The organism is Paraburkholderia phymatum (assembly GCF_040965635.1).
In the GTDB taxonomy this organism is placed as follows: Bacteria; Pseudomonadota; Gammaproteobacteria; order Burkholderiales; family Burkholderiaceae; genus Paraburkholderia; species Paraburkholderia phymatum_B.
In genome coordinates, this window is record NZ_JBFRCH010000026.1 from 66,558 (window position 1) to 79,754 (window position 13,197).

General features: G+C 64.5%; 12 protein-coding genes. 9 read left to right on the plus strand and 3 right to left on the minus strand.

Features of this window, described 5'->3' with window-relative positions:
- Positions 1-23 precede the first annotated feature (23 nt).
- The 7 genes from hutC to AB4Y32_RS30455 all read left to right on the plus strand — a co-directional run bounded on the left by hutC (position 24) and on the right by AB4Y32_RS30455 (position 7,764).
- The gene (gene hutC / locus AB4Y32_RS30425; protein ID WP_368724871.1) at positions 24-719 is read left to right on the plus strand and encodes a histidine utilization repressor; all 696 of its coding nucleotides are present in this window, start codon (positions 24-26) and stop codon (positions 717-719) included.
- Positions 720-791: 72 nt separating this feature from the next.
- Positions 792-2,480 (plus strand): urocanate hydratase, encoded by a 1,689-nt coding sequence (hutU, locus tag AB4Y32_RS30430; RefSeq protein ID WP_368724872.1) that lies wholly within the window; start codon positions 792-794, stop codon positions 2,478-2,480.
- Between the two features lie 2 nt (positions 2,481-2,482).
- Entirely contained in the window at positions 2,483-3,145 is a 663-nt protein-coding gene (locus AB4Y32_RS30435) for a HutD family protein (protein WP_368724873.1), read from the plus strand.
- A 45-nt stretch (positions 3,146-3,190) separates the two neighbouring features.
- Positions 3,191-4,408: an imidazolonepropionase gene (gene hutI / locus AB4Y32_RS30440; protein WP_368724874.1), complete on the plus strand. Its 1,218-nt coding sequence runs from the start codon at positions 3,191-3,193 to the stop codon at positions 4,406-4,408.
- 118 nt (positions 4,409-4,526) lie between these two features.
- Positions 4,527-5,930, plus strand: coding sequence for a formimidoylglutamate deiminase (locus tag AB4Y32_RS30445; RefSeq protein WP_368724875.1), 1,404 nt, complete (start codon positions 4,527-4,529; stop codon positions 5,928-5,930).
- Between the two features lie 55 nt (positions 5,931-5,985).
- Positions 5,986-6,798, plus strand: a complete 813-nt coding sequence (gene hutG, locus AB4Y32_RS30450) for an N-formylglutamate deformylase (RefSeq protein WP_368724876.1) — start codon at positions 5,986-5,988, stop codon at positions 6,796-6,798.
- Positions 6,799-7,101: 303 nt separating this feature from the next.
- On the plus strand, positions 7,102-7,764 hold the full coding sequence (locus tag AB4Y32_RS30455) for a hypothetical protein (RefSeq protein ID WP_368724877.1): 663 nt from the start codon (positions 7,102-7,104) through the stop codon (positions 7,762-7,764).
- Positions 7,765-7,798: 34 nt separating this feature from the next.
- Here the strand turns inward: AB4Y32_RS30455 and AB4Y32_RS30460 are convergent, their stop codons facing one another.
- Positions 7,799-8,575, minus strand: a complete 777-nt coding sequence (locus tag AB4Y32_RS30460; protein ID WP_368724878.1) for a helix-turn-helix domain-containing protein — start codon at positions 8,573-8,575, stop codon at positions 7,799-7,801.
- A 128-nt stretch (positions 8,576-8,703) separates the two neighbouring features.
- Positions 8,704-9,351 carry a response regulator gene (locus tag AB4Y32_RS30465; RefSeq protein ID WP_368724879.1) on the minus strand — a complete coding sequence of 216 codons (648 nt, stop codon included), beginning with the start codon at positions 9,349-9,351 and terminating at the stop codon, positions 8,704-8,706.
- Between the two features lie 639 nt (positions 9,352-9,990).
- On the opposite strand from AB4Y32_RS30465, the gene AB4Y32_RS30470 reads away from it, so the two are divergent.
- Complete coding sequence (locus AB4Y32_RS30470; RefSeq protein WP_368724880.1) at positions 9,991-10,914, plus strand: LysR family transcriptional regulator; 924 nt, start codon at positions 9,991-9,993, stop codon at positions 10,912-10,914.
- Positions 10,915-10,923: 9 nt separating this feature from the next.
- Here the strand turns inward: AB4Y32_RS30470 and AB4Y32_RS30475 are convergent, their stop codons facing one another.
- Positions 10,924-11,778: a LysR substrate-binding domain-containing protein gene (locus AB4Y32_RS30475; protein ID WP_090861606.1), complete on the minus strand. Its 855-nt coding sequence runs from the start codon at positions 11,776-11,778 to the stop codon at positions 10,924-10,926.
- Between the two features lie 143 nt (positions 11,779-11,921).
- Between AB4Y32_RS30475 and AB4Y32_RS30480 the strand changes: the two genes are divergently transcribed.
- Positions 11,922-13,193, plus strand: coding sequence for an aminotransferase class I/II-fold pyridoxal phosphate-dependent enzyme (locus AB4Y32_RS30480; RefSeq protein ID WP_368724881.1), 1,272 nt, complete (start codon positions 11,922-11,924; stop codon positions 13,191-13,193).
- Positions 13,194-13,197: the final 4 nt, after the last annotated feature.

The window sequence follows — 13,197 nt, forward strand, 5'->3', positions numbered from 1 at the left end:
GCAGAGCGAGAGAGATGCCCAGCATGAACGCACCGGCCTATCAGGGAATCAAGGACTTCATCCTCGCCCGCATCCACGCGGGCGAATGGAGTGAAGGGCATCAGGTTCCATCGGAGAACGAGCTTGCGCGCGAGTTCAACGTCGCGCGCATGACGGTCAACCGCGCGCTGCGCGAATTGACGGCCGAGCAGGTGCTCACGCGCGTTCAGGGATCGGGCACGTTCGTCGCGCGCCCGAAGTACGAGTCGACGCTGGTGGCGATCCGCAGCATCTCCGATGAGATCGTCGCGCGCGGCCATCGCTATCACGCGAACGTGCTGCACGTGGGCGCCGCGATCGCCGACGAAGAGCTTGCCGCCGAAATGCAGGTGAGCGCGGGCAGCCCGATCTTTCATTCGCGCGTGCTGCATTTCGAGAACGACGAGCCGGTGCAGCTCGAAGAACGCTGGGTCAATCCCGCATCCGCGCCCGAATACGCACTGCAAGACTTCACGAACACGACGCCGAACCAGTACCTCGTGCGCGTCGCGCCGTTGCAGCGCGTCGAATACCGCATCGAAGCGTCCGCGCCGGACGCCGACACGCGCCGGCTTCTGACCATGGACGACACCGAGCCGTGCCTCGTGCTGCATCGTCGCACGTGGTCGCAGAGTGTGGTCGCGTCCATTGCGAATCTCTGGCATCCGGGCAATCGTTACCGGTTCACCGGGCATTTCTGATTTCGTTCCGATCAATCCATTCGCTCAGTCATCACCTCAGTCATCACTGTTACTAGCGCTTCCGAGGGCAACATGAACAACCCGAAACACATCGACCCGCGTCTCGACCCGACCCGCACGATCCGCGCGCCGCGCGGCAGCGAGAAAACCTGCAAGACCTGGATCGCGGAAGCCGCGTACCGGATGATCCAGAACAACCTGGACCCGGAAGTGGCCGAGCATCCGCATGCGCTCGTCGTGTACGGCGGCATCGGCCGCGCGGCGCGCAACTGGGATTGCTTCGATCAGATTCTTGCCTCGCTGAAGGACCTCGAAGAGAACGAGACGCTGCTGGTGCAATCGGGCAAACCCGTCGGCGTGTTCCGTACGCATGCTGATGCGCCGCGCGTGCTGCTCGCGAACTCGAACCTCGTGCCGCACTGGGCGAACTGGGACCACTTTCACGAACTCGACCGCAAGGGCCTGATGATGTACGGCCAGATGACGGCGGGCAGCTGGATCTATATCGGCAGCCAAGGCATCGTGCAGGGCACGTATGAGACGTTCTTCTCCGTGGCTAACCAGCACTTCGACGGCAATCCGAAGGGGCGGTGGATTCTGACGGGCGGTCTTGGCGGCATGGGCGGCGCGCAGCCGCTCGCCGCGACGATGGCGGGCTTCTCGATGATCGCCGTCGAATGCGACGAGACGCGCATCGACTTCCGCCTGAAGACGCGCTACGTCGACAAGAAGGCGAAGACGCTCGACGAAGCGCTCGCGATGATCGACGAAGCGAAGAAAGCGGGCACGCCCGTTTCGATCGGCCTGCTCGGCAATGCCGCCGATGTGTTCGCCGAACTCGTGAAGCGCAACATCACGCCCGATTGCGTGACTGATCAGACGAGCGCGCACGACCCCATTCACGGCTATCTGCCGCAAGGCTGGACCATCGAAGACTGGCGCCAGCGTCAAAAGACGGACCCGCAGAGCATCGTGACACCCGCGAAGCAGTCGATGGCCCAGCAGGTGCAGGCGATGCTCACGCTGCAGCAACGCGGCGCGGCGACGCTCGACTACGGCAACAACATCCGTCAGATGGCGCTCGAAATGGGCGTGCAGAACGCGTTCGATTTCCCCGGCTTCGTGCCCGCGTATATCCGTCCGTTGTTCTGCGAAGGCAAGGGCCCGTTCCGCTGGGTCGCGCTGTCGGGGGACCCCGAGGACATCTACAAGACGGACGCGAAGGTCAAGGAGCTGATCCCCGATGATCCGCATCTGCACAACTGGCTCGACATGGCGCGCGAGCGCATCGCGTTCCAGGGCTTGCCGGCGCGCATCTGCTGGGTCGGCGTGAAGGATCGCTATCGTCTTGGCCAGGCGTTCAACGAAATGGTCAGGAAGGGCGAGCTGAAGGCGCCTGTCGTGATCGGCCGCGATCACCTCGATACGGGATCGGTGGCGAGCCCGAACCGCGAAACGGAAGCGATGAAGGACGGCTCGGATGCCGTCAGCGACTGGCCGCTGCTCAACGCGCTGCTGAACACGGCGGGCGGCGCGTCGTGGGTGTCGCTGCATCATGGCGGTGGCGTCGGCATGGGCTTTTCCCAGCATGCGGGCGTCGTGATCGTCGCCGACGGCTCGGATGCCGCGCATGAACGCCTCGGCCGCGTGCTGTTCAACGATCCTGCGACGGGCGTGATGCGTCACGCGGACGCCGGCTACGAGCTCGCGCAGAAGACGGCGCGCGAAGCCGGCCTCAAGCTGCCGATGCTGGGCCGCTGATCGTGAGCGCGACGTCATTGTCCGCAAGCGTGTCGCTGATCCGCGGCGCGGATCTCGTGGCGTCGCCGTGGAAGAACGGCGGTGGCGTCACGCGCGAAGTCGCGGCTCATCCCGCGGGCGCGGCGCTCGATGCGTTCGTGTGGCGCGTGAGCGTCGCCGATGTCGGCGCGGCCGGTCCGTTCTCGCGCTTCGCGGGCATCGACCGGACGCTCGTGCTGCTGTCGGGCGCGGGCATGCTGCTCGACGAAGCGGACGAAGCGGACGAAGCGGACGAAGCGGACGAAGCGGACGAAGCGCAACGAGTGTCGCATGCGCTGCGCGAGCCGCTCGACGTTGCGCGCTTCAACGGCGAGACGGCCATCGACGCGCGTCTCGTCGGCGGCCCGACGCGCGACTTCAACCTGATGGTGCGGCGTGGCGCGGCAACGGGCGACGTCGCGATCTGGCGCGACGAAGCGCGCGCGCAACTCGATGCCGACGTCGTGCTGCTGTTCTGCGCGCAAGGTTCGCTCGATGTCGCGCTCGGCGGCGAGATGAACGCAGCCACGCTCACGTCCAACGACACCTTGCGCATCGACAACGCACGCGCATTGCGCTGCGAGGTAAAAGGCAAGGGCGCGTTGCTCGCCGTCAGCATTCGTTATACGGAACCAACGCAAGCCTGAGCATCGCGGCCTGCTTCGAACGGACAGCCCTCGACGAAACCCGCAATGAAGCCAACCGTCTGGAATCATCTCAAGCTCTGCGCGCAGGGCAACCCCAACGAAACGATCGACGATGCCGCGATCGCCGTCGAGAACGGCCGCATCGCGTGGCTCGGCGTGGCGCGCGAGCTGCCCGCGCAGTATGCGGCGTGGCCGCGCGAAGACCTGGGTGGCGCGTGGGTGACGCCGGGGCTCGTCGATTGCCATACGCATCTCGTCTACGGCGGCCAGCGCGCCGACGAATTCGCGCAGCGTCTCGCGGGCGTGAGCTACGAAGAAATCGCGAAGCAGGGCGGCGGCATCGTGTCGACGGTGCGCGCGACGCGTGCCGCCGACGAGGCATCGCTCTTCGGTCAATCGGCGGCGCGGCTCGAACCGATGCTCGCCGAAGGCATGACGGCCATCGAAATCAAATCCGGCTACGGGCTCGATCTGCAGACCGAGCGCAAGATGCTGCGCGTCGCGCGGCAACTGGGCGAGCGTTATCCCGTGACCGTCTACACGACGTTTCTCGGCGCGCATGCGTTGCCGCCTGAGTTCGCGGGCCGCGCGGACGACTACATCGATGAAGTGTGCGAGCGCATGCTGCCCGCGCTCGCCGACGAAGGACTCGTTGATGCCGTCGACGTGTTCTGCGAGCGCATCGGCTTTTCGCTCGAACAGAGCGAGCGCGTGTTCAACGCTGCCGCGCGCCGCGGATTGCCCGTCAAGATGCACGCGGAGCAGCTGTCGAACAGCGGCGGCACGGCACTTGCCGCGCGTCATCGCGCGTTGTCGGCGGATCATCTCGAGTTTCTCGACGAAGCGGGCGTCGCCGCGATGAAGGAAGCGGGCACCGTCGCCGTGCTGCTGCCGGGCGCGTTCTACTTCATCCGCGAAACGCAGTTGCCGCCGCTCGACCTGCTGCGCCGCTACGATGTGCCGATTGCGATTTCGACTGACAGCAATCCGGGCACATCGCCCGCGACTTCGCTGCTGCTGATGATGAACATGGCGACGACGCTCTTCCGGATGACTGTGCCTGAAGTGCTGCAAGGCGTGACGCGCCATGCGGCGCAGGCGCTCGGCAAAGCGGATACGCACGGCGCGCTCGCGGTTGGGCGTGCCGCCGACTTCGCGGTGTGGTCGGTGCAATCGCTTGCGGAGCTTGCGTACTGGATCGGGCGTCCGCTGTGCGAGCGCGTCGTGCGCGGCGGCGAGACGGTTTATACGCGGCGCGGCTGACCCCCGCGCGGGAACACGCGCACAGGCATAGAAGCACGCACAGAAACACGCATACGCCCGGACGCACGCTCACGCACGCGATCACGCGCACGCCAACGCAACGAGATCCCAACACGACATGACTCAAGCCACTCAATCGCTCTTCGCCGATCACGCGTTCCTGCCCGAAGGCTGGCGCCGCAATGTGCTGCTGCAATGGGACGCGCACGGCGCGCTGCTTTCCGTCGCGCCCGACACGCAAGCGCCCGCAGGCGTCACGCGCGCGAGCGGCCCCGTCTTGCCCGGCATGCCGAATCTTCATTCGCATGCGTTTCAGCGCGCAATGGCAGGCCTCACCGAATACCGCGCCGCCTCGGACACAGGCGCTACCGACAACTTCTGGAGCTGGCGCGACCTGATGTATCGCTTCGCCGCGCGCATCACGCCGGAAGGTCTCGCTTCGATTGCGCAATGGCTCTACATCGAAATGCTGAAGGCGGGCTACACGTCCGTCTGCGAGTTCCATTACGTGCATCACATGCAGGACGGCAGCCGCTATGCGAACGCCGCTGAACTGGCGCAACGCGTCGTCGATGCGGCAGGCGCGAGCGGCATCGGCATCACGATGCTGCCCGTGCTCTATCAGTACGCGGGCTTCGGCGCGCAGCCGCCGCGCGATGATCAGCGCCGCTTCATCAATACGCCGGAGAGCCTGCTTGCGTTGCTCGATACGCTGCGCGGCGCACGCCCCGAACATGGCGCGCTGCGTTACGGCGTCGCGCCGCATTCGCTGCGCGCGGTGTCGAACGATACGCTGCGCGCGCTGCTCGATGGCCTCGATGCGATGTTGCCGGGCGCGCCTGTGCATATCCATATCGCCGAGCAGACGGCGGAAGTGGACGCGTGCATCGAAACGGAAGGCGCGCGGCCCGTGCAATGGCTGCTCGATCGTTTCGACGTCGACGCGCACTGGTGCCTCGTGCACGCGACGCATATCGATGCCGACGAAACCGCCGCGCTCGCGAAGAGCGGAGCCGTCGCGGGGCTGTGCCTGACGACGGAAGCGAATCTCGGCGACGGCATCTTTCCCGCGCACGATTATCTCGCTCAGAACGGACGCATCGGCGTCGGCAGCGACAGCCATATCGGCGTCGACTGGCGCGCGGAACTGCGGCTGCTCGAATACGGCCAGCGTCTGTCGAAACGGCAGCGCAACGTGCTCGCATCGGCGGACATGCCGCGCGTCGCGGACCGCCTGTTCGCCGCGTCGCTGGAAGGCGGCGCGCTCGCGACGGGGCGCGCGGTCGGCGCGTTGCGGGCAGGCGCGCGCGCCGATTTCATCGTGCTCGATGCGAATCATGCGAGCATCGCGGAGCACGCGAGCGACGCGTGGCTGTCAGGTGTCGTATTCTGCGAGCACGGAGAAACGCCCATCCGCGATGTGTACGCGGGCGGTAAGAAGGTCGTCGACGACCGCAAGCATCGCGACGAAGAGCGCGCGTACGCGCGATATCGCGCGGCGCTTTCCGATCTGCTGAAATGAAGCCAGCCGCCGGCGCTCCAGCCGGCACGAATCAACTTTGAGAAGCACTGACGACATGACTGCGACGCACACCTTGCCTGTCTTCTCGCTGCATCGGGGAAGCCTGCCGATGCTGATCTCGATCCCGCATCTGGGCACGCGCATTCCCGACGACATCGCCGCGGCGATGACCCCCGTCGCCGCGCGCACCGACGATTGCGACTGGCATCTCGACCGCCTGTACGCGTTTGCGAAACGCATGGGCGCGTCGATTCTCACGCCCACCTACGCGCGCTACGTAATCGACCTGAACCGTCCGCCCGATGGCGCGAACCTCTATCCGGGGCAGGACACCACGGGCCTGTTGCCCGCCGATACGTTCGACAAGGAGCCGCTCTATCGCGACGGCCATCTGCCCGACGATGCCGAAGTCGCGCGCCGCCGCGACGCGTACTGGAAGCCGTATCATGTGGCCTTGCAGGGCGAGCTTGCCGCGCTGAAAGCGCAGCACGGCAACGTGCTGCTGTGGGAAGCGCACTCGATCCGCTCGCAGGTGCCGCGCTTCTTCGACGGGCGGCTGCCCGATTTCAACTTCGGCACGTCGAACGGCGCGAGCGCGGTCGAAGGGCTCGCCGAAACGCTGGCGAATATCGTCAACGTTCATGGCGGCTATACGGCTGTTGCAAACGGCCGCTTCAAGGGCGGCTATATCACGCGGCATTACGGACAGCCCGCGCGGAACGTGCACGCCATCCAACTCGAACTGTCGCAAATCACGTACATGCAGGAGCAGATGCCGTACGCGTACGACGAAGCACTTGCCGCGAAGGTCGAGCCGTTGCTCGAAACGCTCGTGAAGACGGCGCTCGAACGCGTCGCGGCCGCCTGATCCTCCTTCTTGCCCGCCACACGGCGAAATCCATGTGGCGCCGTCTCTATCGTGTCGTGCGGAACGCCGCTTGCTTTCGGCAGTCACTTGCTGAGTGAGGTGCGCGTCTGGTGCGCGCCACTGTTGTCTTTGCCGCAGCGTGCGGGCGAATCCGGTTGCGCGCCGCATGGCGATGCGACTATCTTTGTCGGACACAGCGTCAGGGCATGCGTCTTGCGCCGCGAGGTCGTCCGGCGAAGCATCGTGCATCGGCGTGCCGCGCCGCATGCGCTGGCAGCGAGACTGACGAAGGAAGACCCAGCGATGGAATATTCCGACGAATACCTGCTTCCTGTCTGGCGAACGAATCTGGCCTTGCTGACGCGTGAGGTCGGCGCGTCGACGCGTCTTGCGCGGATGATGACGTTCTCCCCGTCATACCTGAAGCTGATGCTCGCGGGCCAGCGAGACTTCAGCGAAGAGTTCGTGCGCGGCGTCGAAGCGGTGACGGGCTTGCCGCCCGGCTGGATGGATACGCCGCATGAATCGCACGACGTGCCCGACAATGCGCGCGATGCAATCGACAACGAAACGCCGCTTGCGCGCTTTCGCGGCACCGCTCATCCCGTGCGCAAGAAGTCGGTGCTGCGTCCGCCGGAACCGATCTTCGGTCAGCAGCCGCAACGCCGTCCCGAAGACGACACTCACGAAGCCGAACAGCATCGGCGTCAGGCGCACTTTCGCAAGGTGCGCGATCTCGCCGTGCAGGAAGTGCGGCGCTTCGAACGCTACTTGACGCATCCGCCCGTCGAACTGGCGTTGGTGCGCGCGAAAGTCGAAGACGTGATGGCCGCCGGCGATCTCGACGAACGGATCGGTGCCGATCTCGCCGGCCGTCTCGAACAGATCGACAAGCATCGCCATATGCTGCTGCGTCACACGGAGCGCTTGCGCGCATTGCTCGCACAGCTAGGCGAAGACGACTGAACGCCTCCCGCAACAGTCGGTAGCGCATGATGTGTCAGAGCCGCGCGAGCGCGGCGCTGTCGAGAATGCGGATCTGCTTGCCGCGCGCATCCACGAGCCGTTCCTGCTGCAGCTTCGAGAACATCCGGCTGGCCGTTTCGAGCGTGATGCCGAGATAGCTGCCGATCTCGCAGCGCGTCATGCGCATGTTGAACTCGGTCGCGGAGTAGCCGCGCGTGCCGTAGCGTTCCGCGAGATTCAGCAGAAACGCCGCGACGCGCTGCTCGGCGCGCATCGTGCCGAGCAACAGGATCATGTTCGTTTCGCGCACGATTTCCCAGCTCATCATTCTGTGCAGATGCCGCTGCATCGGCTTGATTTCGCGGCACAGGTTCTCGAGCGGCTCGAACGGAATCACGCAGACGGTGCTGCGTTCGAGCGCGACCGCGCCGCAACGATGCTGCCCGCCGGCGATGCCTTCCAGCCCGAGTATTTCCCCTGAGATCTGGAATCCCGTCACCTGCTCGCGTCCTTCGCGATGCATGACGACGGTCTTGAACGAGCCGCTGCGCAGCACGTAGACGCTGTGAAACGGATCGTTCGCGCGATAGAGGTTTGCGCCGCGCTGCACGGTGCGCACTTCGCAGACGAGCGAGTCCATCTGCGCGAGTTCTTCGGCGCTGAGATCGGCGGGATTGGACAGCGTGTTGATCGCCCACTGCGAGGCGCGCGGCGCCGGGTGCAGTGCCGCGCCCGCGCTTAACCTGCGCGCAAGGTCCGGTGCCTGGCTGAATGGGAAGGGCGTGGTCGTCGGCGCGTCGGCAAACAGCATGATGATCTCCTTCAAGGTAACGCGCATGCGGGCCATGATGCACGCGCGGTAGCGTTGTCCCGCCTTCGCGTCATTGCAGAAGAGCGGCGCGGACGGGCGATGTCGATGTTGTATCGAGCGTGGCGCGCTCAGGGTTCCTCGCTGTCGTCGAACAGTCTGTGGCGCAGCGCGTAGCGGACGAGCGCCGTGCCGTGCGGCATCCGCATCTTCTCGAGGATGCGGGCCTTGTAAGTGCTGACGGTCTTCGTGCTCACGCGCAGTTGCGTCGCGATCTCGGCGATTCTTTCTCCCGCCGTGATGCGCCGGAACACGTCGAACTCGCGCCTGCTGAGCCGCTGATGCGGCAGCGTTTCGACGGGCTCGGGCGGATTGCGCCCGATCTGCCCGGACATCGCGGCGCTCATGTGGATACCGCCGCTGGCAATCGCCGTCAGCGCGCCGATCAACTCGCCGCTCGTGCTTTCGCTGGTCAGATAGCCCGATGCGCCCGCCTTGAATGCGCGCATCGCGTACTGCTCGTCGGCGTTCATCGTCAGCACGAGTACCTGGATGCCCTGATTGATTTCCCTGATTTCGCGGATCAACTCGACGCCGGTGCGGCTCGCGATCGACGTGTCGAGTATCAGGATGTGCGCTTGCGTCGAGCGCGCCAGTGCGATCGTGCCGGCAGGATCGGCTGCTTCGCCGGCGACTTCGAAGTCCGGCAAGCGCAGCAGAATGTGGCGAATGCCTTCGCGTATCAACGCGTGATCGTGTGCAATGAGGATGCGGATCATGAGTGCGGCTCTTGGGGTTGAATGGGCATTCAAAGGGAACGCGTTCTCACGCGCGGGCAGCACGATTCAAGTGTCGTCGCGCGCAATGTCATTTCGTTTCGCGTTGTCGATTAATTAATGCGTTCACTATGTTTGATATCGCTTATGTAACTACCGAATAGCCAGCATTTCATCATTGAAAACAAAGCGAATTGATCGTGCATGGGAATAATTTATCCCCCTCCAAACGGAGGGTGCCACTTCATTTTTCTCGGCATAGACTCTCTGCTAATCGGTCGGAGATGTAACCGGATGTTGCCGGGAAGCGCGCCGCGAGCGGCGCGCGCCATCGCCTGGAAGCGCGCGATTCAACGATGTATTCGGCGCTCCGCCACATGTCGTTTTGCACACGCGCAATCAAACGCGCGAAGGAAAAAGATCTCCGCGTTAAGGCCTGCGACTCACAATCGCGTTCTCCATGTTTTCGCTTGCTCATCGATGCCTCCATTGCGATAGCGAGTTGGCAATGCAAAACGGCGCTTTGCCGTATCGCGAGTCGAGATGTATATGATTTTTCCTTAAAAATAATATGTCCCATAGGATAACTAATAAATAGACGTAGTTGAAAACAGTACTCTCATTTTTGAAAAAGGTTTACTTATGGATCTAAACGCGACTCGTATGTTCGTTACGGCAGTGCAGACGGGCACTCTTTCTGCTGCGGCAGCACGCCTTAACGTTCCGTTGCCTACGTTGAGCCGGCGCATCAGGCGGCTCGAGCGCGACTTGCGCGTGCAACTGATCGAGCGCGGCACACGGGGCGTGACGTTGACGCGCGCCGGCATGCAGTTCTATGAAACGACGGACTTCGGCATCGACTCGCTGCTCAAAGCCGAGGACGCGCTGAGATCGGGGCAGGCTCACTACGAAGGCGTGTTCAGGCTTTCGTTGCCGCCTTCGTTCGAGCCATGGTGGGACATGCTCGGCGATTTTCAGGAGCGGTATCCGGCGATCAAGGTGTGCGTGTACACCAGCGAGCGCAATGTCGATCTGCGGCACGAGGGCATCGACGTCGCGCTGCGGGTTGGGCGGGTCGTCGACGACAGCATGGTGGCGCGGCGGCTCGTCAGCTACCGGCATGTGCTGGTGGCGAGTCCGTCGCTCGCCGAGCGCCTCGATATCGATTCTCCCGAGGCGCTGCATTCGTGTCCGTGCGCGGTCTGGTCGAACCAGCCGAACGACGAGAGCAGCTGGCGCCTGGGCGACCAGGCGCTGCGCGGCAGTGTGAGGCTCGTCACGAACGACTACCTTCATTTGCGCATTCGCGCGTTGCGTGGCGAGGTCGTCACGGAACTGCCGCCGTTTCTCGCGGCGGACGCAATCCGCAATGGCACGCTGCGCGCTGTTTTCCCGAATCTCGTGATGCCCGAGCAGTACATCAGTCTCGTGTACCCGTCGCATCGCCATCCGTCGAGCCTCGTGAAAGCTTATCTCGACCATTGCGAGGAATACGTCGCTTCGTTCGAAGGGCTTGCCAGGCAGGGGATGCACGCATCCGCAGCTGAGCGGCCGCCTCGCGCGTGAAGCGAGCCTTCAGGCGCGCAGTTCGCTCAGGATCTGTTCGGCGAGATAGTCGCAAGGCGGACGATTCGAACGAGCGCTGCGCGCCAGAATGATTTCGAGTTCCGGCAGTTTCGGCAGGCCATGCTGCCGACCGAGCGTGACGAAGCGCTCGGGAACCGCGCACCGCGCGAGCGGCGCGACGGCGAGCCCCGCGTCGACCATGCTGAAGAGGCCCATCAGGCTCGGGCTTTCATACGACGTGCGATAGGCGATCTTCGCACGCTCCAGCGCGTGAAGCGCGTTCGCGCGCGCGACGCTGCCTGTGCCGAATACGGCGATGGGAAGCGGGCGTTCCTTCCACACTTCGCGTCCCGCAGCGGACGTGCCCGCCCAGACCATCGGTTCGAGCCGGATGAACTCACCCGCGAGACCCTTGACGCGCGTCACGCACGCGAGATCGATCTTGTTGTCCTTCAGGAGCGGCGCCAGCGCATTGCTGGGCAGGCCGACCACCTGGATTTCGACTTTCGGATACGTCGCCGAAAAGTTGCGCAACACGGAGGGCAGCAGCGACGACGCGTAATCGTCCGGCACGCCGATCGCGACGCGTCCTTTCACATCGGGATGCACGACGGACGCCCACGCCTCGTCGCGCAGCGCGAGCATGCGCCGCGCGTACGCGAGGAGCGTCTGGCCGTCCTGCGTCAGCGTCACGCTGCGCGGTCCGCGTATGAAGAGCGGCTTGCCGAGCGCCGCTTCGAGAGAACGTATCTGCATGCTCAGCGCCGATTGCGAGCGATGCACGAGCGTCGCGCCGCGCACGAAGCTGCCCGTGTCGGCGATGGCGACGAACATCGCGAGCACGTCGAGGTCGAGGGCTTTCATTCGCTGTTATCCGCCGTTGTTGGTTGCTATCCGTTGATAGTGGACATCAGAAATATTGATCGAAATGTTCAATATAACGCGTTTGCCTGAAGTCAGTCGCGGCGGGCATACTGATTTCGATCCGACACCTTTCACCCGACACCATGACGACGCCCTCCACCTACGACGAATTCAAGCGCCTGAACATGCGGCTCGACATGTCGCGCGGCAAGCCTTCGCCCGGGCAACTGGACCTGTCGCGAGCGTTGATCGACGAAGCGGGGACGGCGGGCTTCGAGTCGCGCGATGGAATCGACTGCCGCAACTACGGTCATGTGCTGGGCTTGCCGGAAGCGCGCGAGTTCGGCGCGCAACTGCTGGACATCGACGCGGTGCAGGTCGTCGCGGCGGGCAATTCGAGCCTCGAACTGATGCACGATGCGCTCGTGTTCGCGATGCTGCACGGCGTGTCCGAATCTGCGTCCGAATCTGCGTCTGGTCGTGCGTCCGATCACGCGCCGTGGAGCCGGCAGGGCGAGGTCTCGTTTCTGTGTCCTGTGCCCGGCTACGACCGGCATTTCGCGATCTGCGAGGCGCTCGGCATTCGCATGATCGCCGTGCCGATGACGCAGGACGGCCCCGACATGGACGCCGTCGAAGCGCTCGTCAAGCACGATGCGTCGGTGAAGGGCATCTGGTGCATGCCGCTCTACAGCAACCCATCGGGTGCGATCTGGTCGCGCGCGACGATCGAGCGTCTCGCCGCGATGCCGACGGCCGCGAACGATTTCCGGCTCTTCTGGGACGACGCCTACCGTTTTCATCACCTGACGGACACGCCGCACGCGACGCCCGACATCATCGAACTCTGCGAGCGGGCGGGGCATGCGGATCGCGCGCTGGTGTTCGCGTCGCTGTCGAAAGTGACGCTCGCGGGCGGCGGCGTTGCGTTCCTCGCGTCGTCGCGGCGCAATATCGGCTGGTGGCAGCGGCATGCCAGCATCCGCACGATCGGTCCGGACAAGCTGAACCAGTTGCGGCACGTGCGCTATCTGCGCGACCGCGAAGGGCTCGAACATCTGATGGCGAAGCATCGTGCGCTGCTGCGCCCGAAGTTCGACGCAGTGGTGGCCGCGTTCGACACGCTTCTCGCCGATGTGCCCGATGTATCGTGGAACCGGCCGCAAGGCGGTTACTTCATCAGCCTGTATGCACCGAAGGGCCATGCGAAGCGCACGGTCGCGCTCGCGGCCGACGCGGGACTCGTGTTGACGCCCGCTGGCGCTGCGTATCCGTACGGACGCGACGACGAAGACCGGCATCTGCGCATCGCGCCGTCGTTTCCGTCGCTCGATGAGGTAACGCTCGCGGCGCGCGGCATCGCGCTGTCGCTGCGCCGCGCGCTGGAAGAGAGCGCCGCCCGCGCGACGAGGTGAAGAG

Bases quoted from the DNA above. Each gene is read 5' to 3' on its own strand.
- hutC (WP_368724871.1), top strand. From the start codon at position 24: ATGAACGCACCGGCCTATCAGGGAATCAAGGACTTCATCCTCGCCCGC.
- hutU (WP_368724872.1), top strand. From the start codon at position 792: ATGAACAACCCGAAACACATCGACCCGCGTCTCGACCCGACCCGCACG.
- hutI (WP_368724874.1), top strand. From the start codon at position 3,191: ATGAAGCCAACCGTCTGGAATCATCTCAAGCTCTGCGCGCAGGGCAAC.
- AB4Y32_RS30445 (WP_368724875.1), top strand. From the start codon at position 4,527: ATGACTCAAGCCACTCAATCGCTCTTCGCCGATCACGCGTTCCTGCCC.
- hutG (WP_368724876.1), top strand. From the start codon at position 5,986: ATGACTGCGACGCACACCTTGCCTGTCTTCTCGCTGCATCGGGGAAGC.
- AB4Y32_RS30455 (WP_368724877.1), top strand. From the start codon at position 7,102: ATGGAATATTCCGACGAATACCTGCTTCCTGTCTGGCGAACGAATCTG.
- AB4Y32_RS30460 (WP_368724878.1), bottom strand. From the start codon at position 8,575: ATGCTGTTTGCCGACGCGCCGACGACCACGCCCTTCCCATTCAGCCAG.
- AB4Y32_RS30465 (WP_368724879.1), bottom strand. From the start codon at position 9,351: ATGATCCGCATCCTCATTGCACACGATCACGCGTTGATACGCGAAGGC.
- AB4Y32_RS30470 (WP_368724880.1), top strand. From the start codon at position 9,991: ATGGATCTAAACGCGACTCGTATGTTCGTTACGGCAGTGCAGACGGGC.
- AB4Y32_RS30475 (WP_090861606.1), bottom strand. From the start codon at position 11,778: ATGAAAGCCCTCGACCTCGACGTGCTCGCGATGTTCGTCGCCATCGCC.
- AB4Y32_RS30480 (WP_368724881.1), top strand. From the start codon at position 11,922: ATGACGACGCCCTCCACCTACGACGAATTCAAGCGCCTGAACATGCGG.